The sequence below is a fragment of the Bacillus sp. UNC69MF genome, assembly GCF_000746035.1.
Taxonomy (GTDB): domain Bacteria; phylum Bacillota; class Bacilli; order Bacillales; family Bacillaceae; genus Bacillus; species Bacillus velezensis.
The window spans coordinates 25,585-46,454 of record NZ_JQKM01000012.1 but is presented as its reverse complement, the minus strand read 5'-3'; the positions used below and the strand labels follow the sequence as shown (position 1 = coordinate 46,454).

General features: G+C 45.2%; 27 protein-coding genes and 1 riboswitch. Of the genes, 8 read left to right on the top strand and 19 right to left on the bottom strand.

Annotation, left to right across the window (positions count from 1 at the left end; genetic code table 11):
* Positions 1 to 24 precede the first annotated feature (24 nt).
* On the bottom strand, positions 25 to 555 hold the full coding sequence (locus BR62_RS0109285) for a YqhR family membrane protein (protein ID WP_003153121.1): 531 nt from the start codon (positions 553 to 555) through the stop codon (positions 25 to 27).
* Positions 556 to 776: 221 nt separating this feature from the next.
* Here BR62_RS0109285 and BR62_RS0109280 point away from each other — a divergent pair, with 221 nt between their 5' ends.
* On the top strand, positions 777 to 1,733 hold the full coding sequence (locus BR62_RS0109280; RefSeq protein WP_007408341.1) for a DUF1385 domain-containing protein: 957 nt from the start codon (positions 777 to 779) through the stop codon (positions 1,731 to 1,733).
* Positions 1,734 to 1,767: 34 nt separating this feature from the next.
* Positions 1,768 to 2,163, top strand: coding sequence for an SA1362 family protein (locus BR62_RS0109275; protein WP_007408340.1), 396 nt, complete (start codon positions 1,768 to 1,770; stop codon positions 2,161 to 2,163).
* Here BR62_RS0109275 and BR62_RS0109270 read toward each other — a convergent pair.
* The 3 genes from BR62_RS0109270 to BR62_RS0109260 form a co-directional block, all read right to left on the bottom strand.
* Positions 2,160 to 3,035: a patatin-like phospholipase family protein gene (locus tag BR62_RS0109270; protein WP_032870606.1), complete on the bottom strand. Its 876-nt coding sequence runs from the start codon at positions 3,033 to 3,035 to the stop codon at positions 2,160 to 2,162. The two genes, BR62_RS0109275 and BR62_RS0109270, sit on opposite strands and share 4 nt — an antisense overlap.
* A gap of 114 nt (positions 3,036 to 3,149) precedes the next feature.
* A complete protein-coding gene (gene mntR, locus BR62_RS0109265; protein ID WP_007408338.1) occupies positions 3,150 to 3,578 on the bottom strand; it encodes a transcriptional regulator MntR in 429 nt (142 codons plus the stop codon).
* A 99-nt stretch (positions 3,579 to 3,677) separates the two neighbouring features.
* Entirely contained in the window at positions 3,678 to 4,514 is an 837-nt protein-coding gene (locus BR62_RS0109260) for a lipoate--protein ligase family protein (protein WP_003153114.1), read from the bottom strand.
* A gap of 193 nt (positions 4,515 to 4,707) precedes the next feature.
* On the opposite strand from BR62_RS0109260, the gene BR62_RS0109255 reads away from it, so the two are divergent.
* Complete coding sequence (locus BR62_RS0109255; RefSeq protein ID WP_007408335.1) at positions 4,708 to 5,088, top strand: rhodanese-like domain-containing protein; 381 nt, start codon at positions 4,708 to 4,710, stop codon at positions 5,086 to 5,088.
* A 52-nt stretch (positions 5,089 to 5,140) separates the two neighbouring features.
* Here BR62_RS0109255 and gcvPB read toward each other — a convergent pair whose 3' ends face one another.
* Genes gcvPB through gcvT form a run of 3 tightly spaced genes read right to left on the bottom strand, consistent with a single transcriptional unit; the run spans position 5,141 to position 9,070 of the window.
* The gene (gene gcvPB, locus BR62_RS0109250) at positions 5,141 to 6,616 is read right to left on the bottom strand and encodes an aminomethyl-transferring glycine dehydrogenase subunit GcvPB (protein WP_022552970.1); all 1,476 of its coding nucleotides are present in this window, start codon (positions 6,614 to 6,616) and stop codon (positions 5,141 to 5,143) included.
* The gene (gcvPA, locus tag BR62_RS0109245; protein WP_020956075.1) at positions 6,609 to 7,955 is read right to left on the bottom strand and encodes an aminomethyl-transferring glycine dehydrogenase subunit GcvPA; all 1,347 of its coding nucleotides are present in this window, start codon (positions 7,953 to 7,955) and stop codon (positions 6,609 to 6,611) included. The genes gcvPB and gcvPA overlap by 8 nt, the downstream gene beginning before the upstream one ends.
* A 14-nt stretch (positions 7,956 to 7,969) precedes the next feature.
* Positions 7,970 to 9,070: a glycine cleavage system aminomethyltransferase GcvT gene (gene gcvT, locus BR62_RS0109240; protein WP_020956076.1), complete on the bottom strand. Its 1,101-nt coding sequence runs from the start codon at positions 9,068 to 9,070 to the stop codon at positions 7,970 to 7,972.
* A 178-nt stretch (positions 9,071 to 9,248) separates the two neighbouring features.
* Positions 9,249 to 9,349, bottom strand: a riboswitch (glycine riboswitch).
* A 144-nt stretch (positions 9,350 to 9,493) separates the two neighbouring features.
* Between gcvT and BR62_RS0109235 the strand changes: the two genes are divergently transcribed.
* The 4 genes from BR62_RS0109235 to sinR all read left to right on the top strand — a co-directional run bounded on the left by BR62_RS0109235 (position 9,494) and on the right by sinR (position 12,699).
* Positions 9,494 to 11,164, top strand: coding sequence for a DEAD/DEAH box helicase (locus tag BR62_RS0109235; RefSeq protein ID WP_007408331.1), 1,671 nt, complete (start codon positions 9,494 to 9,496; stop codon positions 11,162 to 11,164).
* A 21-nt stretch (positions 11,165 to 11,185) separates the two neighbouring features.
* Positions 11,186 to 11,980 carry a YqhG family protein gene (locus BR62_RS0109230; protein ID WP_007408330.1) on the top strand — a complete coding sequence of 265 codons (795 nt, stop codon included), beginning with the start codon at positions 11,186 to 11,188 and terminating at the stop codon, positions 11,978 to 11,980.
* A gap of 176 nt (positions 11,981 to 12,156) precedes the next feature.
* On the top strand, positions 12,157 to 12,330 hold the full coding sequence (gene sinI, locus BR62_RS0109225; RefSeq protein WP_003153105.1) for an anti-repressor SinI: 174 nt from the start codon (positions 12,157 to 12,159) through the stop codon (positions 12,328 to 12,330).
* A 33-nt stretch (positions 12,331 to 12,363) separates the two neighbouring features.
* Positions 12,364 to 12,699 carry a transcriptional regulator SinR gene (sinR, locus tag BR62_RS0109220; RefSeq protein ID WP_003153104.1) on the top strand — a complete coding sequence of 112 codons (336 nt, stop codon included), beginning with the start codon at positions 12,364 to 12,366 and terminating at the stop codon, positions 12,697 to 12,699.
* 47 nt (positions 12,700 to 12,746) lie between these two features.
* Here the strand turns inward: sinR and tasA are convergent, their stop codons facing one another.
* The 3 genes from tasA to tapA form a co-directional block, all read right to left on the bottom strand.
* Complete coding sequence (gene tasA / locus BR62_RS0109215; protein ID WP_007408329.1) at positions 12,747 to 13,532, bottom strand: biofilm matrix protein TasA; 786 nt, start codon at positions 13,530 to 13,532, stop codon at positions 12,747 to 12,749.
* Positions 13,533 to 13,596: 64 nt separating this feature from the next.
* The gene (gene sipW / locus BR62_RS0109210; protein WP_007408328.1) at positions 13,597 to 14,181 is read right to left on the bottom strand and encodes a signal peptidase I SipW; all 585 of its coding nucleotides are present in this window, start codon (positions 14,179 to 14,181) and stop codon (positions 13,597 to 13,599) included.
* The gene (gene tapA / locus BR62_RS0109205; protein WP_020954230.1) at positions 14,153 to 14,824 is read right to left on the bottom strand and encodes an amyloid fiber anchoring/assembly protein TapA; all 672 of its coding nucleotides are present in this window, start codon (positions 14,822 to 14,824) and stop codon (positions 14,153 to 14,155) included. Before tapA ends, sipW begins: the two co-directional genes overlap by 29 nt.
* Positions 14,825 to 15,082: 258 nt before the next feature.
* Between tapA and BR62_RS0109200 the strand changes: the two genes are divergently transcribed.
* The gene (locus tag BR62_RS0109200; RefSeq protein WP_020954231.1) at positions 15,083 to 15,412 is read left to right on the top strand and encodes a DUF3889 domain-containing protein; all 330 of its coding nucleotides are present in this window, start codon (positions 15,083 to 15,085) and stop codon (positions 15,410 to 15,412) included.
* 39 nt (positions 15,413 to 15,451) lie between these two features.
* Here the strand turns inward: BR62_RS0109200 and BR62_RS0109195 are convergent, their stop codons facing one another.
* The 9 genes from BR62_RS0109195 to BR62_RS0109155 form a co-directional block, all read right to left on the bottom strand.
* Positions 15,452 to 15,631 (bottom strand): YqzE family protein, encoded by a 180-nt coding sequence (locus BR62_RS0109195; RefSeq protein WP_003153093.1) that lies wholly within the window; start codon positions 15,629 to 15,631, stop codon positions 15,452 to 15,454.
* A gap of 56 nt (positions 15,632 to 15,687) precedes the next feature.
* Positions 15,688 to 16,065 carry a competence type IV pilus minor pilin ComGG gene (gene comGG, locus BR62_RS0109190; RefSeq protein ID WP_007408325.1) on the bottom strand — a complete coding sequence of 126 codons (378 nt, stop codon included), beginning with the start codon at positions 16,063 to 16,065 and terminating at the stop codon, positions 15,688 to 15,690.
* Complete coding sequence (gene comGF, locus BR62_RS0109185) at positions 16,066 to 16,566, bottom strand: competence type IV pilus minor pilin ComGF (protein WP_258566475.1); 501 nt, start codon at positions 16,564 to 16,566, stop codon at positions 16,066 to 16,068.
* Positions 16,475 to 16,789 carry a competence type IV pilus minor pilin ComGE gene (comGE, locus tag BR62_RS0109180; protein ID WP_007408323.1) on the bottom strand — a complete coding sequence of 105 codons (315 nt, stop codon included), beginning with the start codon at positions 16,787 to 16,789 and terminating at the stop codon, positions 16,475 to 16,477. Before comGE ends, comGF begins: the two co-directional genes overlap by 92 nt.
* Positions 16,773 to 17,210 (bottom strand): competence type IV pilus minor pilin ComGD, encoded by a 438-nt coding sequence (gene comGD, locus BR62_RS0109175; protein ID WP_012117983.1) that lies wholly within the window; start codon positions 17,208 to 17,210, stop codon positions 16,773 to 16,775. The genes comGE and comGD overlap by 17 nt, the downstream gene beginning before the upstream one ends.
* Entirely contained in the window at positions 17,200 to 17,508 is a 309-nt protein-coding gene (gene comGC, locus BR62_RS0109170) for a competence type IV pilus major pilin ComGC (protein WP_003153087.1), read from the bottom strand. The genes comGD and comGC overlap by 11 nt, the downstream gene beginning before the upstream one ends.
* Positions 17,509 to 17,512: 4 nt before the next feature.
* Positions 17,513 to 18,550: a competence type IV pilus assembly protein ComGB gene (gene comGB / locus BR62_RS0109165; RefSeq protein ID WP_032866436.1), complete on the bottom strand. Its 1,038-nt coding sequence runs from the start codon at positions 18,548 to 18,550 to the stop codon at positions 17,513 to 17,515.
* On the bottom strand, positions 18,537 to 19,607 hold the full coding sequence (gene comGA, locus BR62_RS0109160) for a competence type IV pilus ATPase ComGA (RefSeq protein WP_032870603.1): 1,071 nt from the start codon (positions 19,605 to 19,607) through the stop codon (positions 18,537 to 18,539). The genes comGB and comGA overlap by 14 nt, the downstream gene beginning before the upstream one ends.
* A 191-nt stretch (positions 19,608 to 19,798) precedes the next feature.
* Positions 19,799 to 20,749: a magnesium transporter CorA family protein gene (locus tag BR62_RS0109155; protein ID WP_032870601.1), complete on the bottom strand. Its 951-nt coding sequence runs from the start codon at positions 20,747 to 20,749 to the stop codon at positions 19,799 to 19,801.
* Positions 20,750 to 20,870: the final 121 nt, after the last annotated feature.

The following is a 20,870-nucleotide window of genomic DNA, read 5'->3' as shown; positions in this document are numbered from 1 at the left end:
ACCGGACAGGGATTATACACTTATTCACTTGTTGCCAAGCGCCCTTGCAAGCTTGTCTGACGTAAGTTCATTGTAGTTGAAGGAAATTGAGTAGCCGACAAACAAACCGTACAGAATGTAAAGGCAAAGCGTCGTCACGATTGTATCTGATTTCAATTCAGTGACGGATTTCACATCTTCGAAAATCGGATTGAATAAGAAAAAAACCGCACACCATAAAATGACGCCGTACACCATCCCCGGCCACATGGTTTTAAAACGTTTCAGGCAGACGAAATAAATAAACGCCCCGGCAATTGAAATGAATCCGATGACAACGATGCTGACCATCGTGCCGAGCCATTGTTTTTTCCATTCTCCGATCATAAACGGCTGAAGAATCATATTGGGGCTGATCTCTGAAAAATGAAAGACATACCCGAGATAGCCGATCAAACTCCAAAATACACCGCCGGCAAATCCGATACCGCAAATTCTGCCGGTAAATGAAACAGGCTGCTGATCATCATCCTGCTTCTTTTTTTCTTCCTGTTCTGAATGTTTTTCGCTTGTCATCATGGCACCTCCAGTCATAGACTGCCCCAAAATTGAAAAGTCATAAAAAGCTGCGCCATATTTTCATTCAATGAGTAAAATCTAAAGAAACGGGGTATACTGCATGTAGAAAAAGCATTGATTTTCCGGCTGTCTAACTAGAGGTTTACCGCGGTTTCCTGTACAATAGAGTGAAAGGAAATGGTTAGTAAATCCTAAAAAAACAGGCAGGTTGATAAACAATGTCCAAACAAAAAACGCCCCCTGCTTACGGCGGGCAGGCTGTCGTTGAAGGGGTCATGTTCGGCGGCAGAAAAAATTATGTTACCGCCATCCGCAGGAATGACGGAAGCATTGATTTTTTCAAGCTTCCGAGAGTGCCGAACGCCAAGCTTTCGGCTTTAAAAAAGATTCCTTTTTTGCGGGGAATCGTCGCCATCATTGAGGCGAGCGCCAACGGCACAAAGCATTTAAACTTTTCCAGCGAACGTTACGGGCTTGATCCTCAAGATGACGCAAAGCTGGAGCAGGAAGATAAGAAAGGTTCGGGCTTATCGATGTTTTTCAGCCTGGCGGTGATCGGCGTTCTGTCGTTTTTGTTCAGCAAATTCGTTTTTACGCTCGTCCCGGTCTTCTTAGCGGAGCTTGTAAGGCCCGTATTTTCCTCAGACGCCGCGCAGATCGGAATCGAAAGTCTGTTTAAGCTTATTCTGCTTCTCGGCTACATTTATTTTTTATCAATGACGCCGTTAATTAAAAGAGTGTTTCAATATCATGGAGCCGAACATAAGGTCATAAACTGTTATGAACAGAATTTGCCAATTACAATAGAAAATGTTCAGAAACAGTCACGGCTTCATTACCGTTGCGGTTCAAGCTTTATTTTATTTACGATCATTGTCGGCATGTTCATCTATTTACTCGTTCCGACAGATCCGCTTTGGGTGCGGATTTTAGACAGGATTGCGCTTATACCGGTCGTTCTCGGCATCTCCTTTGAAGTGCTCCAGCTGACGAACAGAGTGCGGAATATCCCCGTTTTGAAAGTGCTCGGTTATCCCGGCCTGTGGCTGCAGCTTTTAACGACAAAGGAACCGGCGGATGACCAGGTCGAGGTTGCCATAGAAAGCTTTAACGAGCTTCTCAGACTGGAAGACATTTCAGAACAGAGCGAAAAACCGTCTCACAACGTAATCTGAACCGTTACCGTTATTATTTTGGAGGTGGGCAGTTATGAATCATCGTGTACAACCTTTTTTTGCTGTATTGATAGCGCTTGGCGCATTCGGTTTCATTTATGCGGCGGTAACCAACCCCGGGCAGATGATTTCAAGAGCGATCACCGTTATTATCGCAGGCATCATAATTTATTTTATCGTGAGGACGGTCCTGAACCGCCGCACCGGTCGTGACGGAACCGCTTTCAGAAAAGCGGCCAGACAATCGCGGCTCCGAATGAAGGAGCAAAAAGCGAAGCACCGCGCCGGACACAGAGGCCGGGTCAGCCATTTGCGGAGCGTGCCGAGCAGTAGCAGACCGAAGCCGATGATTCTTAAGAAAAAAAGCCAGACCCAGCTTACCGTCATAGAAGGCAAAAAGAATAAAAAGAAAAACAGAGCGCTTTTTTAATAGCTCCATTGCTTCAAAAATTGCTCTGTTCTGCTTTTTCCTAGCTCAATGAGAGCTAGTTTTTTTTGCGGTGTGAGATGAAACTCCGTCGCCATCACATGTTCCACCGGAATAAAAATAATATTCTGTTCGTACTTTGTCGCGATATGCCTGGCATCATGAGCGTCTTTCATCGTTTCAAACAAAGCCCCGAACAGCTCAAAAGCGTTGCGGATTGATTTTTTCGGGCGCTCTTTTTCGTTTGGCGAAAGCGAAATTCCGATGACCGGCCGTTTGCGTTCTTTTGAATACAGCCAAATCGGGAAATTGCTTAACACGCCGCCGTCAACAACCGTTGAGCTGCCTTTTTCTGTCTTCAGTTTTATCGGTTCAAAAAAATAAGGAATGCTGCAGCTCATTCTGACGGCTCTGGCAACCGGGAACATCTCCGGATTTAATCCGTAGCGGGGAAGATCGTCAGGAAGCACGATCATCGTTCCGTTCGTCAGATCTGAAGCGATGAGACGGAGCGAGCCTTTTTTCAAATCGCCGAACGCGATGATGCCCTTCGCTTTTAATTTATCCGCAATCCATTTTTCCAGCATATCGCCTCTGTATAGTCCGAGGCGCCAATATATCGACACCCACCGCAGGATTTTCAGCGGGAGGAATGAGTATCTCTGATCAAGCAATTGCCTTCCGTCCACCTCATCTATGATGGAATGAACCTCTCTGCTCGTATAGCCCGCAGCGATAAATGCGGCAATAATTGCGCCGGCGCTTGTTCCGGCGAGCCTTTCAAAGCGAAAGCCCTTTTCTTCCAGCGCTTCATAAGCGCCGGCAAGCGCCACCCCTTTTATCCCCCCGCCCGAAAATACGCCGTCAATCTGCATAGCGCGCCCTCTCCCTTCCATCTCAAGGTGTATTATTATTTTAAGAAACGGCTGGGCGAAATAGACCAAAGAATGAAGACATTAAAAAAAGGGCGCCCCATTTCGGGCTGCCCTTTATTCACCGGGATTTTCGGTTTTTTTCTGTACGGATTTCAATTCTTTTTTCCGGCTTTCGTCATCTTCAAAATACTGAACGAGGTCGCCGATGCGGTCAATGCTGTTCCAGCTCAGATGATGTTCGATTCCTTCAACATCATTGTAAATCTTCTCTTCATCAACACCAATGATTCTTAAAAACTGCTCAAGCAATTCGTGTCTGTATACGAGGCGTTTGCCGATTTTTTTGCCTTTTGACGTCAATACGAGCCCGCGATATTTTTCATAAATCAAATACTCGTCTTTATCTAGTTTTTGAACCATTTTCGTTACAGAGGAGGGGTGGACTGCCAAAGCTTCCGCGATATCAGAAACCCGTGCATATCCTTTTTCTTCTATCAGCATATAAATCTGTTCAATATAATCTTCCATACTTGGTGTTGTCATAAGTAACCCTCCCAAAAAGCACCTTAACTTTATAAACCATTACAAGTTTACACTAACGGTCATGAAAAAACAAGGATGCTTCCGGTCTGTCAAGCCTTATCAGCGCTTATAATTCCATTCATCGGACGCGTATTTCGTCTCAGCCAGCTCATTGACAAATGCAAGCTCTTCAGACGTGAGTGTGTAGGGCTCAAGATGTATGTTCAGCCCTTCCTCAAAACCGGCTTTAAAAGCGATTCTGGCCTCATCCATCGTTACCCGTTTCGGCGCTAAGGCGTTGATGGCTACCGCTTTGTTTTTGAAATTCCGCTGCATGCGTTCACGGACTCTGTCGCTCGGATATAAAAACAGATCAAACAGCTTATCCTCATCAATGTCAAGCAGGATGGAACCGTGCTGAAGAATGACGCCTTTTTGGCGTGTCTGTGCGCTTCCGGCAACTTTCCGTCCTTCGACGACCAGTTCATACCACGAAGGCGCATCAAAGCAGACGGACGAGCGCGGATTTTTCAAGCTTTCTTTTTCTTTCTCCGTTCGCGGAATCGCAAAGCAGGCATCAAGTCCAAGGTTTCTGAATCCCTGCAGAATACCTTCTGAAATCACCCGGTACGCCTCTGTCACCGTGGCCGGCATTTCCGGGTGATCCTCTGAAACGATTACACTGTATGTCAATTCTTTATCATGCAGAACACCCCGTCCGCCTGTCGGTCTTCTGACAAACCCGAGGCCGTGTTTATGTACTGCGTCAAAGTTAATTTCCTTCTTAATATTTTGAAAATACCCGACAGACAAAGTTGCCGGATTCCAGCCGTAAAAACGGATCACCGGAGGAATTTTTTTTTGGCTGTGCCAATATAAAAGCGCTTCATCCAGCGCCATGTTAAATGCCGGGCTTTCATTCCCTGAGTCAATAAACCGCCATGTTTCTTTTTCCATACACTGAACCCTTCTTTATCGTTTTAATAAAATCAGTTTAACAAACTGCCTTGAAAATGAAAAATATTTCGTTTCATTAAGGATGACAATCGCTTCATGCTTTACTATAATAGTATTTGTCCCAAAACGTCCGGTAAGCCTTGTTTTCAGGAAGCAGGGCTTTGATTTTATAAGCTAAAGGAGTAGAATCGCATTGTCTAATATGATTGCTTTAATTATTGTTGCGGCGTTTATCGTTTATATGATCGTGTCGTATTTTTACCAGCAGCGTTTAATGAAAACACTTACGGAAGAGGAATTCCGCGCGGGCTACAGAAAAGCGCAGCTGATTGACGTCCGCGAACCGAATGAATTTGAAGGCGGCCATATTCTCGGCGCGCGCAACATTCCGCTGTCACAGCTGAAACAGCGCAAAAGTGAAATCCGTCCTGATAAACCCGTTTATCTGTACTGCCAAAACAATGTCCGCAGCGGACGCGCGGCACAGACGCTCCGCAAACACGGCTGTAAAGATATTTACAACCTGAAAGGCGGATTTAAAAAATGGGGCGGAAAAATTAAAGCAAAAAACTAATCATAAAAAAAGAGCTTCCGTATAAAACGGACAGCTCTTTTTTTACACCGTGTCAGCGGCTGACATCAGGTGTATGTTCGTACTTTAAAACCGGCTTTCTTGCCGCCTTGGTTTCATCCATTCTTTTGACAACTGTTGTATGCGGCGCTTCCTGAACGATTTCAGGCGATTCCTCCGCTTCCCGCGCAATTTGAATCATGGCATCTATAAACGCATCTAGCGTTTCCTTTGATTCCGTTTCCGTCGGTTCGATCATGATGCTTTCTTCAACATTGAGAGGAAAATACACAGTCGGCGGATGATAGCCGAAATCCAAAAGCCGTTTGGCAATATCAAGCGTTCGTACGCCGAGCTTTTTCTGCCTTCTTCCCGATAACACAAATTCATGCTTGCAATGACGGTCATACGGGAGATCATAATAAGGCGCGAGTCTTCTCATCATATAATTTGCATTTAAAACCGCGTTTTCGGTCACAGCTTTTAAGCCGTCAGGCCCCATGGAACGGATATACGTGTAGGCTCTGACATTAATGCCGAAGTTGCCGTAATAAGGTTTTACGCGCCCGATCGACTGCGGCCGGTCATAGTCAAAAGTCAAACGGCCCTCTTTTTTCGTGAGAACGGGTTTCGGCAGATACGGAATGAATTCTTTTTTCACTCCGACCGGCCCTGAGCCAGGTCCTCCCCCGCCGTGCGGCCCGGTAAATGTTTTATGCAGATTAAGGTGAACGACGTCAAATCCCATATCTCCCGGTCTTGCTTTACTTAAAACGGCATTTAAATTCGCTCCGTCATAATAAAGCTTTCCGCCGGCCTGATGGACGATTTCAGCCATTTCCGTAATGTTTTCCTCAAATAACCCGAGGGTGTTCGGATTCGTCAGCATCAGCGCCGCTGTTTCTTCGTTTACCGCTCTTTTCAAATCTTCAATGTCAACCAGCCCGTGCTCATTTGACTTGACGGTAATCGTTTCAAAACCGGCGACCGTGGCGGATGCCGGATTCGTACCGTGGGCTGAATCAGGGACAATCACCTTCGTCCGTCCGAAGTCTCCCCGCGCTTCGTGATAGGCGCGGATCATCATCAGGCCGGTCCATTCGCCGTGAGCGCCCGCCGCAGGCTGCAGCGTCACCTCATCCATGCCCGTAATCTCCTCCAAGTGTCCGCTTAAATCGTATAAAAGCTCAAGCGCCCCCTGAACCGTGTCCTCGTCCTGAAGCGGATGAATAGCGGAAAAACCTGCGATCCGGGCAATTTTTTCATTTAATTTCGGATTGTATTTCATCGTACAGGAGCCGAGCGGATAAAAGCCTGAATCAACTCCGTGGTTCCTCTTAGAAAGAGCGGTATAATGCCGCATAATATCGAGCTCTGATACTTCCGGCAGCTTTGCGTCTTCATCGCGGATATAGTCACCGGGAAGAAGGCTTTCAAGCTCTGTTTCCGGCACATCAAGCTCCGGAAGGCTGTAACCGATACGCCCTTCGCGGGACATTTCAAAAATAAGCGCCTGATCTTGATTATTCATGTTGATCCCCCAATCCCGCAATAAGCGAATCGATCTCTTCTTTTGTTCTCAGCTCTGTGACGGCAATGAGCATATGCTGATTCAGTTCCGGATACGCAAGGCCTAAGTCATATCCGCCGATTATGCCGTCTTGCAGGAGCCGCCGGTTTGCTTCCTTGATGGGAAGATTCAGCCTGACGGCAAATTCATTAAATATCGGGCCGTCAAATGCTACGTGCAAGCCGGCTTTTTCCGCTTGGCGTCTCGCGTAATCAGCTTTCAATATATTTTGGCGGGCCATGTCTTTGACGCCGTTTTTTCCGAGCGCCGTCATCGCGGCTGAAGCCGCTAAAGCATTCAGCGCCTGATTTGAACAAATGTTAGACGTGGCTTTGTCTCTTCTGATATGCTGCTCGCGCGCCTGAAGAGTGAGAACAAAACCTCTTCGCCCGTTTTCATCCTCCGTTTGGCCGACAAGCCGGCCCGGCACCTTTCTCATCAGTTTTTTCGTTACTGCAAAATAGCCGCAGTGCGGGCCGCCGAACGCCGCAGGTATGCCGAAAGGCTGCGCGTCCCCGACGACGATATCAGCTCCGTATGCCCCGGGCGGTCTCAAAATACCGAGCGCGAGCGGGTTTGAAGAAACAATCAGCTGGCTGTTTCCTTTATGTGCGAGCGGCTCAATGTCCTTTAACGGCTCGATTTGTCCGAAGAAGTTCGGATACTGGACGATCACGGCGGCCGTTTCATCACAAACGGCATGTTCCAATGCTTCAAGATCTGTGACGCCGTTTTTCGCGGGCACCTCTACAACCTCAATATATTGGCCCTTTGCGTATGTTTTCAAAACATCCCGCGATTCCGGATGAACGGCTGCGGAAATAACGATTTTTTTCTTTTTCGTATGTCCCGACGCAAGCATCGCCGCTTCCGCCAGCGCCGTTCCCCCGTCGTACATAGAGGAGTTTGCGATATCCATTCCCGTTAATTCACAGATCATCGTTTGAAATTCAAAAATCGCCTGCAGCTCTCCTTGTGAGATTTCAGGCTGGTAAGGCGTATATGCCGTGTAAAACTCTGATCGGGATATCACATGATCGACGATAACCGGCTGGTAGTGATCGTACACTCCTGCGCCTAGAAAAGATGCATATGTAACAGCGTCTTTATTTTTCGCCGCAAGCTTCGTCAGCTCTCTCGTCAGCTCAGTTTCTGACTTTGCTTGTTTAATGCGGTAGTCTTTTTGAAACCGTACATTTTCCGGAATATCGGCAAACAGTTCATCAATTGTTTCTGCGCCGATGGCTTTCAGCATTTCTTTTTTATCCTGTTCTGTCGCGGGCAAATATCGATGCTTCATATGACTCTCCTTTTTCAGCTCTGTTTTGGACGTTTATAAAACGGTGTGCGGACAATCTTCGCTTTTACCGTTTTTTTACGGATTTCCACTTCTACTTCCGTTCCGACTTCACTGAATTCCGTTTTGATTAAGGCAAGGCCGATATTTTTCTTTAAAGTCGGAGATTGCGTGCCTGTCGTGATTTCACCGATCGGAACACCGTCTTTTTTCACGGCGTACCCGTGTCTCGGAATCCCTTTTTCAATCATCTCAAGTCCGACCAGCTTTCGCGGGGCTCCTTTTTCTTTCTGTTCGCGCAATACAGACTTCCCGAAAAAATCGGAATCTTTCTTGTGTTTCACGGCAAATCCGATTCCGGCTTCAATCGGTGTAATATCTTTCGTCAATTCCTGACCGTATAAAGCAAGCTTCGCTTCAAATCTCAGCGTATCACGGGCGCCGAGGCCGCACGGAACGAGGCCTTCATGCTCTCCCGCTGCAAGTATCTCCTTAAATAGATGAACCGCATCTTCATTGCGGCAATATAACTCAAATCCGTCTTCACCGGTATAGCCTGTTCTTGAAAGCAGGACTTGTCGTCCGGCAACGTCCGCCTCGTCAATAAACGTAAACGGCTTTAAGGAGGACAAATCACATTCAGTCAGCTTCGTAAGAACCGACTGAGCATTCGGCCCCTGAACGGCAAGCAGTGAAATCCCGTCAGACTGATTCGTCAGCGTGACATCGCCTTCCGTATGTTCCGTCAGCCAAGCGATGTCCTTTTCAATATTAGACGCGTTAATCACGAGCAGATAGCAGCTCTCGCTTTTCTGATAGATCAGCAAGTCATCCACCGTACCGCCGTCAGGATAACACATGGCGGTATAAAGCGCGTTTCCCGGCTTTAAATCGGCAACGTCATTTGTCATCATTTTTTGGAGAAAAGACAGGGCGTCTTTACCGGATACTTCAACTTCCCCCATATGGGACACATCAAACAGGCCCGCTTTTGTGCGGACGGCTTCATGCTCCTCTTTAATAGAAGAAAATTGAACCGGCAGCTCCCATCCTCCAAAATCAATCGTTTTTCCGCCGTATTCTTTATACACGTCATAAAGCGGTGTTCGTTTCAGCATCATCTTCCCCCTTCAGTCATTGGCGCATTGTAAAAACATATAAAAAAGGACAGAGAAACACCTCATGAAAATGAAGGTTTCTCTGTCCCGGCACCTGAAAGTTTACTTTATGAACATATCATAAAGACGTCCCCTTTGGTGGCCTGCTTCTTCTAAGTGCAGACACTCTCCAGAGTTGCGTCGAGCAAGAGTTCTTTTGCCTGAGAGATTCACTCCGCAGTTTGCTCCTTCGGCGCCCGGACGCCCATCTTTCGTCCGAGTCTCTCCCCTTGCTGTCATTCGCTCATATTTACCAATTTTATGGACATACTAAAGCAATATCTTTTAGTGAAATCATTACTTATATCCTACCACCCTCATTTACGTCCGGCAACAAAAATTATGATAAATCAGTTTTTTAAAAGAAAGGCGGTTTTGTTACATATGACAGCAGAGATCATATTTGATGCAAACTGGCCGGGAGAGTTTTCTGAGCGGCTGAAAACGGACGGTCCCTGGTCAAATTGGGAGATGTACAAACTGTCGGCTGAAGTCCAGCAGACCCTTGCCATTCCTGAATTTGAAGGATTGAGGGCTCCTTTATACCTGCCCGATTTCACTCCGCTTCCCCATCAGCTTGAGGTCGCGCAGAAAGTCGTTGAAAAAATGAACGGCAAGGCGATTTTGGCTGATGAAGTGGGGCTCGGAAAAACGGTGGAAGCGGGCCTGATTTTAAAAGAATATATGATTCGCGGGCTGGCCAAAAAAATCCTGATTCTTGTGCCGGCATCACTCGTTTCCCAGTGGGTGAAAGAGCTTCAGGAGAAGTTTTTAATACCCGCTGTTGAACAGAAGAAAAGCTATGTGTGGGAACAGTGCGATATCGTCGTTTCTTCTATTGATACGGCCAAACGCTCGCCTCACAAAGACATTGTCCTTTCTATTCCGTATGATCTCGTCATTATTGACGAGGCGCACAAGCTCAAAAACAGCAAAACGAAAAATTATGAATTTGCGAGAAGTCTTGTGAAGAAATACTGCCTGCTTTTGACGGCAACGCCGATTCAAAACCGGATCGAAGAAATCTTCAATTTAGTGTCACTGTTAAAGCCCGGCCATTTAGGAAACGAAAGCGGATTTCAAGAAACCTTCAATCAGAAGGACGGGATTGACGCTCATGAGCATTTGAAAGAACTCGTCAATAAGGTGATGATCCGCAACACGCGGAGCGACACCGGCCTTACATGGACGAAGCGCCACGTGGAAACAGTGCCGATCACCTTTTCACCGACGGAACAGGCGCTTTACGATGACATCGTCGCACTGAAAAACGGCACGGAAAAGCCCGCAAGCGCATTTTCCATTATGACGCTGCAAAGAGAATGCTGTTCAAGCAGGGAAGCCGTGTATATGACGCTCAAAAAAATGCTTGACCAAAAAGACAAACAAGCGCCCGCATTCGATGATCAGACGATCGCTAATTTAATGGACCGCATCAATCAAGTCACGCAAAACTCAAAAGCGATTCAAGTTGTTGACTTGATCCAAAAGATTAATGATAAAGTCATTATTTTTACTGAATACAGGGCGACACAGATTTACCTGCAATGGTTCCTTCAGCAGAACGGCATAAGCTCCGTTCCGTTCAGAGGCGGATTTAAACGCGGAAAAAAAGACTGGATGAAGGATCTCTTCCGCGGCAAAGTGCAGGTGCTGATCGCTACAGAAGCCGGAGGCGAAGGGATCAACCTGCAATTCTGCAACCATATTATCAATTATGACCTCCCGTGGAACCCGATGCGGCTTGAACAAAGAATCGGAAGGATTCACAGACTCGGTCAGGAAAGAGATGTTCATATCTACAATATGGCGACAAAACATACGGTGGAAGAGCATATCTTAAAACTTCTGTATGACAAAATTCATTTATTTGAAAATGTCGTCGGAGAATTAGATGACATCTTAACAAAAATCAAAGTGAGCAATTTTGAAGACCATTTGCATGATATTTTATGCCATTCGCTGACAGAGGAAGAAATGAGAATCAAAATGGACAATCTCACCTCTTTTCTGTCGTACGGTACGGAAAAGCCCGCCAGAAAAAAAGGATCTTAATCTAAAAGGAGGAAGCGCGACATGAGACAGCAGGAGGTTCACGAATTTTTACTGCGCTTTTTTGAAGCGAACCACTGTCCGATTACAGAACACGGGCCGGGTTTTATGACGGTTCAGTTGACGGTCGAGATGGACAAACAAATTATGAACCGCCCGTTTTATTGGCATTGGCGTGAAAAAACGGGCGGCGAACCGAACCCGATGAAGATCACGTTCATCACTGATAAAGAAACGGCTCCGGAGGATATGGACGGCGAATTTATTTACTTTGGAGCCCCGCGCCTCTTTCAAATCTTTCAAGCAGTTAAACAAAATGGGAGATTTACAAGAATATATGAGAAAATTGTATCAGCCGGAGCCAGAGTGCCGCTTCAGCCCTGGCTTGGATTAAATGTAGTGATTTCATACCAATCCGACATGAAAAAAGACAGACTTTTGTCTTTAGGCCTGCATCTTGTATCTGGAACAATTATAGAAGGGTTTCAGCAGAAGCTTGCACCGCTTCCGCTGACCTCGCAAATATCAGACTATTGCTTTACCATATCGCCGATGATTAAGCCGGAAAGCGGAATTAAAAGAATGGAGCATTACTTAAAAGACGCTGCCGCCAAAGAGCCGTCAGACTGGGCTGACAGCGCGATCGCCAGATGGAAAAAGGACCTCAGGCTGCTCGATCAGTTTTATGAGCAGACAGAGGAAAAACCTGAGGAATACCATTTGGAAAAACAAGCGCTGAAAGCCTTATATCAGCCGAACATTCACATTCAGATTGAAAACGGCGGTTTATTTTTCCTGCAAAGTAATTTTTCTGGATAAGCGTTATCCATTCGACACCTTTCCCGTTTTTTCTGGAAATTCTATATTATAATAAAAGTATATAGAAAAAATTTCTGGCGTTTCGCATGCGATGAATCACTTCCAGACATGTAAAGATAAGGTCATGGGCGGATTGGCTGAAATACATAAACAAGTATTTTAGGAGGAGAAAATGCATGAAAAATGCAAAAATGGAATTTTCGCAATTAGATAAGGAATGGGTTGAGCTGATATTAGAAGCCCAAAAAGCAAATATCAGCCTAGAAGAAATACGCAAATACCTGCTTTCGCATAAAAAGTCTTCTCAACATATCCAGGCAGCCAGAAGTCATACCGTAAATCCTTTCTGAATGTGCTATAATATCACAAGGAAGGTGATGACATTGATTGGCCAGCGTATTAAACAATACCGAAAAGAAAAAGGCTACTCACTATCAGAACTAGCTGAAAAAGCTGGGGTAGCGAAGTCTTATTTAAGCTCAATAGAACGAAATTTACAGACGAACCCCTCCATTCAATTTCTCGAAAAAGTCTCCGCTGTTCTGGACGTCTCGGTTCATACTTTACTTGATGAAAAACATGAAACCGAATACGATGGTCAATTAGATAGTGAATGGGAGAAATTAGTTCGCGATGCGATGACATCCGGGGTATCAAAAAAACAATTTCGTGAATTTTTAGATTATCAAAAATGGAGAAAAGCGCAAAAAGAGGAGTAGTGCCGCCATATGTGCACAACTCCTCTTTTAACTGTCCGACTTTCGGATTAGTTTTTATCCTCACTGTGAGCCTTTTCATTTTCCTTGACGTAACCGTCTTTATCCGTATGATCTTTCGTAATGGTCAAGCCGTTCCATTGCGTTGCTTCAAAAGAGAATTGAAGAGAAATCGCATTGCCTTGGAACTTGTTTTGCACACTTAATCCGTCCGCAGTTTTTGCGGTGTCATTTTTAAATTGGATTTCCATTCTCACCTGGTCATAATCAGCAGGCGTTTTCGGAACTCCGTCGTACTCAGGAGCTGTTTTGCCGTTAATGGTTGCTACATTGACTTTTCCGCTCTCACTCAGGAATTTCGGATCAATGTGCTTGCTGATCGCTTCGGCAGCTGCTTTATCCTGTTTTGTTGACATTAAGTATAAGTCTTTCAGGCTGGCCGCCTTCAAAATGATATTTTTAGGATAGCCGTTGCCCCCTTCTTTACCGACTGTCAGAACCGTAATTTCAAACTGACTGAGGAAATCCTCCGCAGATTCATTTCCTTTCTTTGCTCCTTTAAAGTCAGTAAAATTCAAAGCCATCAGCACTTCTTTAATGGCAAGTGAACCGTTGTTTCTGAATTCAAAATCTTTCGTCAATTTATCACCTGGTTTTAAGTTTGACAAATTGACATTGGCTGATTGTTCTTTAGCCGATAAATCAAGTGTTCCTGACGCAAATGTAGCGTCTGTCGACTTCACATCATTAAATGCGGCCCATGTGCCTCCTCCTACTAATGCTAAACCGAGTGCGGCTGAGGCAACGCCCAAGCTTAATTTCTTTTTCATACCCATGTCTGTACTCTCCCCTTACTTTTTATTTTTGTTATCAAATCCTGTCGCCAGGTTGCAACCGTATTCATGTAGAGATGGTTCCCTTTTTCGCATGTTCTTCCAGCGCTTTCGTTTTCCGCTCAATATCGCGGAGGGCGCTGACAATGACTGTTATTGAGTAAATCAAAAGCATGACGCCGGGAACGATTAACAGAATCGCCGTTCCGATCGGCTGGCTGGCCAAATGTATGACATATCCGGCATACGGAAGCTGATATCCCGTATACTGGGCCGCCACTTTTTCAGCTTGAACGGGTGCGGCATCCGGGGCGGCATTATGGTCCCCTTTTGTCTCAAACAGCAGGCTCCCGTCCTTTTTTGTGATCCCGATTATTCTGTGTGTGACGGCTGTTCCGTCATCTTGGGTAAAGGTGATCACATCCCCTTTTTTTAAGTCATTCACGTCAGAAATTTTCTTTACCGCTATGAGCGAACCCGTCTTAAATTCCGGGTCCATTGAACCCGACAGCACGGATTTCAGCGTATAGCCGAAGATGGCCGGCTCACCCCCGGAAGCCCGGGTCGAAATCACCGTTAACGTCAGCACAATAATCAAGCTGAAGATGACGGCATACAAAATATTACTGATCAGTTTCAGCGTTTTTTTCATGTTCTTCCCCGCTTTCTTTTACCGGCTCAGCCGGCTCTTTCTCCGTTTTCTTTAGATCGGAAACGGTCGCCTGTTCCCGGCATTTGACGAGTTTCATCGGTTTTGACCACTCAAATTTTTCTTCGTCCGCCGGATACCCTTCAGGCTTGTAAACCTTGAATGCGTATATGCCCGGCTGCAAAGACCGCTTTGACTCAATTTTATAAATCGTTTTGCTTTTTTTATCAGTAATAAGCCCTTTATCCACAACATTGCCGTTTCGTAAAGGCTGCTGCTGAGAAGCAATTTTATGGAGCTCCCATTTCCAGTCAGAAACAGTCCGCTCTTTTCCCTTATTCTCCAGCTCGGCATAGAGCTGAAGCGGCGCACACACGGTGCCTGACGTATCAGTTTGATTTGTTATATGTAAATCACTTTGATCCCAGCGTTCGTCATAACGGCAATCGTCATCCGTATATTGAAAATCTCCGCACGTTTGAACCTGGAGACTGAAGCTTTTCACATCATTGAAGGAGGAACTTGTATCACCTGTGAACTGAGCACATATCGTCACGGACAGGCAAAAAATGAACGAAAGCCGTAAAAATAGCATCATCCGCCATCTCACCTTGCCCTTTTTTTCCATTCGCAACAATCGGAACATGCCTTACCCCCTGTAAAACTGTTAATAAATATGACAACCGTTCTCTTTAAAGAACTGTATGAACAAAGTATAATCAAGGATTATCGTCTTGAAAAATGTCAAAATCGGTCAAATTGTTCGTTTTTGAGAATGGTATCTTTTAAAAACAGCGTTTTGCTTCAAATTACACACCTTTTTGGAATTTTTTCTAATAAAACGTGAGAAAATAACGAGGTGCCTAGAACAAAATGGAAAGTATATACAGCGAAAGGACGAAGAATGATGATCAAACAAAGTCTGATTTGCCTTTCTCTTCTTGTTTTCGGGGTTTCAGGAACAGCTCAGGCGGAAACGGTGCCTTATTATGCTGTTCACCATAAATCAAAATGGGAAAAGTTAGCAGAAAAGGAAGCTAAAAAAAGATATCCGCTCGCCCAAACGTTATTTATTCAAAAGGTGTGGGATCGGAAAAGAACGGACGAAGCAGTCAAGCAATACCACTTGACATTGCGGGATGGCGAAAAAGAATTTGGCGTGTTTGTTACGATTTCTTTTAATCCCTACAGCCAAAAGGTAAATAAAATTGCCGTCATTGAGGAATACCAATAAGGCCCTCCTGTATCAGGAGGACCTTTCGTGTGATTCACTTTATTTTTTCCGCTGCATCCACAGCTTAAAACTATACGGCAATATTCCGAACCAGTGCTGAGAAGCCGGCACTTTCTTTTCTTTCCGCACTTCTTTTCGCTCTCTCCGTTCCTGTTTCGGCGTATCGAAATATTTAACGAATTGCTCAGTCATATATTTTACATAATCATTTGTTTTCACGGCTCTCACCTCATAGTGCTGTCTTTACTATGAAGTGTTGTCCCGCCGCCTCTTTTTTATACTTCCGTCCATTGAATCAGCTGTTTCTTCTTCTGATCGAACAAAAGGTGAGCCTCCCGTCTCGTTCCTGTCGTGGTTTCCGCCTGAATTGTAACCTGAACCGTTTCCCGCCGATCACTCCCCGTGATGTGAAAAGAAACGGTGCCATACGGAAAACGCTGTGTACCAGTTTGGACCCTTTGTCCCTGTGTCATATGGCGGCTTGACAGCAGCGCGCCGTTTTGGAGCAGGTTCTCTCCGGTCCAGTACTCCCCGGCCTCTTTTGCAAATGTTTTTCGGGTGATGAAATCAGATGAAGTATAGCTGATGACAAGTAAAACTGCGGCAGAAACAAACAGAACCGCGGGATATATAAAACCGTCAGATTTGTACATTTAATCACCTTTAAAAAAGCTGTAAACCGGAATGACCGCCTGATTCTTTTTACCTGCAACGCTTGAGATCTCTAATAAGAGCAGGCCGTTTTTCACATCAGCCGTTAATGATGCCGCGTTTTGCAGGATCGGCACGTGGCCTTTTCCGTTTACTCTTTTCCTTATCATCTTATGATAAATTTCAAAACGCACTTCTTCGCCTCCTGTTTTCCGGCATGCTAACGCCCGTCCGCCGTCCGCCGGCTTCACAGTCTCAGCCTGTTTACATTCGTTCATGATCTGCTGAACGGCAATTTGATGCTCCCGGCTGTCTAATCCGCCGTTATCGGTCCGGTTTGATAAAAACAGATGTAAAATCGGGCCCAAGGTGCCTGATAGGAAAAGACAGACTGCCAAGGAGAACAAAACATTAAGAAGCGTAAAGCCAGTCTGTTTTGAGAATGCTGAGGCACATTTCTTTTTCGCTGCGGTCAGCCGTACACACTTTGTAATACTCACCATCCTCCTTCCACTTCACACCGGGAGACGGCGGCTTTTTTCCGGTCATCATATAAGTGCTGATATGTTTCTGAAGAAGCTGGTACGCTTCATGGCGATCTTCTATTTTCAGACCATCAGTCAGCATGCCCGTCCAGACCGGAATGATAGACGTCATAAGGAACAGCCAAATGGCCATTGCTGATAGTGTTTCAATAGTAGAGAACCCCTTATTTCCGTTTAGCATGGACATTTCCGCTCCCTAAGTAAACTGTGATCTCATAGGTGAACCCGGCGCTCTTCAATTGAATCTTTCCTCCCGAATTCGGATGGCCTTTTTCGTTAAATTCAAGGCTCTCCGGTAAAGTCACAAGTGTAATGTGAAGCGAATCAAAGGAACGCTCGACAATCCTTCCGCCTGACTGCAGTTTATATTTATGCTCTTTTGGAAGAAAAGTGATTTTTGTTCTTTTATGTTCTGCGATAGCCGTTTCCTGAGCAAGCTGAATATCTTTTTGGAGCTGTTCTGTTTTTTGCCGCACGGCAAGGTGGGTGTAGGCCGGCGGAACCGTCGTGAACAAAACCGTCAGCAGGACGGACGCCAGGCTTAACACAATCAGGCTTTCAAGAAGGGTAAACCCATTTTCTGTCCGCCTGTTATTGTTCAACTGTAACTTCTCCGCCACTAATTAAGATCTGTTTACCATTCGGGCAGGCTGTATTCTTTTTGATATACCCCTCTGATTGTAAATCGTTCATATCCGGCATTTTACCTTCATGATCGATTTCGTACGCCGTCACTTGGGCTTTCACCATATTCTGCAGTCCTTCACAGCCTTTATGCTGAATGCTTTGATTATGTTTTGTAACGTTAGGAATGGTGATTAAAAGCAGAATGGAAACGATAAATAAAACGATCAGCATTTCAATTAAAGTAAATCCATCTTGATTTTTCAGACGAAGCACTCCCTTACATTTGGTTCATCATCTGGTACATCGGCATCAGCATTGACATGTAGACAATTAAAATCATACCGGCCACAACACCGTAAATGACAGGCTGGAGAATGCCGGTATACTTCGCCGCGTTTTGTTCAAGACGCTCCATCATAAACTGGCTGTACGTATAAAGTTCGCGGTGAAGCAGGCCGTTTGCCTGTCCGTGGCTGACTGCAGCCGCAAGGTCTTTTTCATAACACGGATGCCCGGAAAGAGCGGATTCTATGGTTTCTCCGGCTTTCAGACGTGTAATGAGCATCTCTGCTTCTTCACGATAAAAAGGCAGAAAAGATTGTTCTTTAAAAGCTGTTAAGCTGTCATAGATAGAAAGGCCGGATTTCAGAAGACTGCTGAGCTGTAAAGAGAAAAAGTAGCTGTTAAAAAGAACGGCCGCTTTTCCTAAGAGGGGTATTTTCACAACAATCAGCATTTTATCTTGCGGGGATTTTTTTTTACATAAGAACCAAACGTACAAAAACAAGCAGAAAGCGGCGGACAGCGCCAGTGCGCAGGCTTCATGAAAATGCCGAAAAAACGCAAAGATGAAAGCAGTCGTACCGGATGTATTCATATTCATTGATTGATAAATCCCAGCAAACTGCGGAATAATTAAACTTTGCAGAATATAAAACATGACACAGACGGAAGATATTAAAAACATCGGATACCGGAGCATTTTTTTGATTTGATTCGTCTGCATGAGCTTTCTCTGTAATAATTCGCCGCTTTGTTTCATCGCCCCCGGCAATTCCCCGTGTTTCTCCGCGAAATAGCAGATAGAGACGGCTTCTTTATGAAAAGACAGTGCCTCAAGCACTTGGTAAAACGCATCACCTTCCCTCAGCCGGCGGATTCCGTCCGTCAGCTCTGCAAGCTGACGTTTATGCAGCTGGAGTTGCAGCAGTCTGAGCCCTTCAATCAGACTGTATCCTTTTTCCGTCATTTCACCGAGCCTTTTCAAAAAAGCCGCTTGATCCTTCAACGGCCAGGTTCGTTTAATCCGCTTCATGATACACCCACCGATCGTAATTGTCGGTCGTGACATAGCCGAGCGCGATTCCTTTTCTGATCAGCCTGCGGAGCGTCTGATATTGAAAATTGGCGTGCTCTCCCTTTGCTTCCTGAAAGCATTGGGTGAGGTTTTTCCCGTAGAGCAGTTCATAAATGCCCGCACGGCGTGTCTGCCTGTACATCCGGCAGTACACGGAACAGTTTTCCTCTTTGTAGAACGGACATGTTAAATCAACCAGACGCTGAGCGGCAATGGCAATGACGGTTTGTTCAATTTCTGTCATGTTCACGCCGAACTCCAGCAGCCTGTATATGGCGCCCTTAGCATCTCTTGTATGCAGGCTTGAAAGAACGAGGTGTCCCGTCATGGCCGCGCGGACTGCGATTTCAGCCGTCTCGGCATCCCTGATTTCCCCTAAGATGATCATATCGGGATCATGTCTTAAAATCGCTTTTAAACCGGCGGAATATGTGACTCCGGCTTTTTCATTCACCTGAACTTGCAACACATCCTCATCTCTTGTTTCTACGGGGTCTTCAAGCGTGACAATACGCCGGTTGAAATGCCTTTTTGCATAGTTGACAAGCGAGTAAAGAGTGGTCGTTTTTCCAGATCCGGTGGGGCCGGTAAACAGAAGCAGGCCGTGCGAATGCTTCAGAAAGGACAATAATGCGGCGCCCGCCCCCCGAAATAAGGACAATTTATCCAGAGGGGGAATCTGCCGCTTAGGCAAAAGCCTGATGACAAGACTTTCATCATTCATTGTCGGCAAGGTTGACATTCTCAAATGAACGGTTTCCGTCGGAAGCGGCAGAGACAATGACCCGTTTTGCGGCTTACGTCTTTCTCCTATATCCATGGCCGATAAAAACTTAAAATGAGAAATAAGCCTTACGCATTCCTCTTTTTTTAAGACTCTTTTTTTCACAAGAGCATGGCCGATGCGAAAATGAATGAAAGCATCCCTTTCTCTCGGCACAATGTGTATATCTGAAGCCCTTGCCGTATAGGCCTCGTTTATGATGTTCCTGCTGTATGTTTCTATATTTTTCACAAGACTTCCCTCCTTCCGCACGTATTGTAAATCAGATACACAAAAGCCGGCAAAGGAGAGATTATGCGTTTTACAGTGTGTAAAACGTAAAAAAATAAAAATAAGCCCCCTGACATTGATTTACCGAATGAAATCCGGAACCATTCGGCCATTTTCAGCCATCAAAAAAAGCAGGCGTATGCCTGCTCTTCTTAGCGTTTCTTTTCTTTCCGCAAATATTTTTTTTGATGCTCCTTCAAAATGTCCCCTGTCCAGCCTTTCTGCCGCAGATAAATATAAATCAGCAGGGTTGATACAATAATGAGCACGATGGAACAAATATACGCATATTTCCAATGAAGCTCCGGCATGTTATCAAAGTTCATCCCCCAGAGAGCTCCAAGCGCCGTCATCGGTGTAAAGAGAGTTGTAAAGATCGTCAAGGCTTTCACAATTTCATTTCCTCTTTGGGAGGTAATGACTTCCTCGGCGTGCAGCAGATTGCTCAGTTCCTGATCAAACTCATTGATATATGTAATTCCTCTTTCCATCTTTTGATGAGCTCTGAGGTAATCTTTCTGCCTGTCATTTTTCGGGAGAAAAGCTTCTTTTAAAGCCATTTCCACTTTTTGAGCCCCCAGTGTAAGGCCTTTCCAAATGAACAGCTCATGGCGCAGTTTATGCACATTTTCCAAGATTCCTTTGCTGTTGTCATCATGAATCTGCCATTTCAGCGTCCGCTGCTTGACTTCAAATTCATCCAGTCCGATCAGATAGGAATTCATCAGCTCTCCCAGCAGAACAAAAAAGCCTTCAATCGGATTTTCACAGGTTTGAATCTGCTGTGTGGCATGCTTTTCTTTTACACCGCGCAGCAGCGAAAAATCAAAATTAATTGTAAAAAAGAAGTCTCTCGTAATATAAAAGTGAAATACGGTATGGTTTTTTTCATCATCTAATCCTTGATGATAGATTAAAGAACCGAAAACCGCTTCATTATTCTGATCATTTGTATCTGAGCGCAGAAAGTTTATATGATTTTCATGTTCAAACCACTTTTCGCATTGCGGCCAGTGATTGTGATGGATCATTTTTTTCGCTTCTGTCTTTTCATGCGGACCGAGCTGGTACCACAGCCAGTCCGCACCCGAATGTACCTTCATCTCTTGTCATCCTCCAGTATCGCTTTCTTGTTTTATTACCGTAAATGAAGCAGGCTAAACCAGGTTCGATGTTTGAGCAGCTTTCTACAGTGGTATTATTCCGAAAAAAGGGAGGTGCAAG

Excerpts from the sequence above, each read along its gene's own strand:
- BR62_RS0109285 (WP_003153121.1), bottom strand. The coding sequence starts at position 555 with ATGACAAGCGAAAAACATTCAGAACAGGAAGAAAAAAAGAAGCAGGAT.
- BR62_RS0109280 (WP_007408341.1), top strand. The coding sequence starts at position 777 with ATGTCCAAACAAAAAACGCCCCCTGCTTACGGCGGGCAGGCTGTCGTT.
- BR62_RS0109275 (WP_007408340.1), top strand. The coding sequence starts at position 1,768 with ATGAATCATCGTGTACAACCTTTTTTTGCTGTATTGATAGCGCTTGGC.
- BR62_RS0109270 (WP_032870606.1), bottom strand. The coding sequence starts at position 3,035 with ATGCAGATTGACGGCGTATTTTCGGGCGGGGGGATAAAAGGGGTGGCG.
- mntR (WP_007408338.1), bottom strand. The coding sequence starts at position 3,578 with ATGACAACACCAAGTATGGAAGATTATATTGAACAGATTTATATGCTG.
- BR62_RS0109260 (WP_003153114.1), bottom strand. The coding sequence starts at position 4,514 with ATGGAAAAAGAAACATGGCGGTTTATTGACTCAGGGAATGAAAGCCCG.
- gcvPB (WP_022552970.1), bottom strand. The coding sequence starts at position 6,616 with ATGAATAATCAAGATCAGGCGCTTATTTTTGAAATGTCCCGCGAAGGG.
- gcvPA (WP_020956075.1), bottom strand. The coding sequence starts at position 7,955 with ATGAAGCATCGATATTTGCCCGCGACAGAACAGGATAAAAAAGAAATG.
- gcvT (WP_020956076.1), bottom strand. The coding sequence starts at position 9,070 with ATGCTGAAACGAACACCGCTTTATGACGTGTATAAAGAATACGGCGGA.
- BR62_RS0109235 (WP_007408331.1), top strand. The coding sequence starts at position 9,494 with ATGACAGCAGAGATCATATTTGATGCAAACTGGCCGGGAGAGTTTTCT.
- BR62_RS0109230 (WP_007408330.1), top strand. The coding sequence starts at position 11,186 with ATGAGACAGCAGGAGGTTCACGAATTTTTACTGCGCTTTTTTGAAGCG.
- sinI (WP_003153105.1), top strand. The coding sequence starts at position 12,157 with ATGAAAAATGCAAAAATGGAATTTTCGCAATTAGATAAGGAATGGGTT.
- tasA (WP_007408329.1), bottom strand. The coding sequence starts at position 13,532 with ATGGGTATGAAAAAGAAATTAAGCTTGGGCGTTGCCTCAGCCGCACTC.
- sipW (WP_007408328.1), bottom strand. The coding sequence starts at position 14,181 with ATGAAAAAAACGCTGAAACTGATCAGTAATATTTTGTATGCCGTCATC.
- tapA (WP_020954230.1), bottom strand. The coding sequence starts at position 14,824 with ATGTTCCGATTGTTGCGAATGGAAAAAAAGGGCAAGGTGAGATGGCGG.
- BR62_RS0109200 (WP_020954231.1), top strand. The coding sequence starts at position 15,083 with ATGATGATCAAACAAAGTCTGATTTGCCTTTCTCTTCTTGTTTTCGGG.
- comGG (WP_007408325.1), bottom strand. The coding sequence starts at position 16,065 with ATGTACAAATCTGACGGTTTTATATATCCCGCGGTTCTGTTTGTTTCT.
- comGF (WP_258566475.1), bottom strand. The coding sequence starts at position 16,566 with ATGGTGAGTATTACAAAGTGTGTACGGCTGACCGCAGCGAAAAAGAAA.
- comGE (WP_007408323.1), bottom strand. The coding sequence starts at position 16,789 with ATGCTAAACGGAAATAAGGGGTTCTCTACTATTGAAACACTATCAGCA.
- comGB (WP_032866436.1), bottom strand. The coding sequence starts at position 18,550 with ATGAAGCGGATTAAACGAACCTGGCCGTTGAAGGATCAAGCGGCTTTT.
- BR62_RS0109155 (WP_032870601.1), bottom strand. The coding sequence starts at position 20,749 with ATGAAGGTACATTCGGGTGCGGACTGGCTGTGGTACCAGCTCGGTCCG.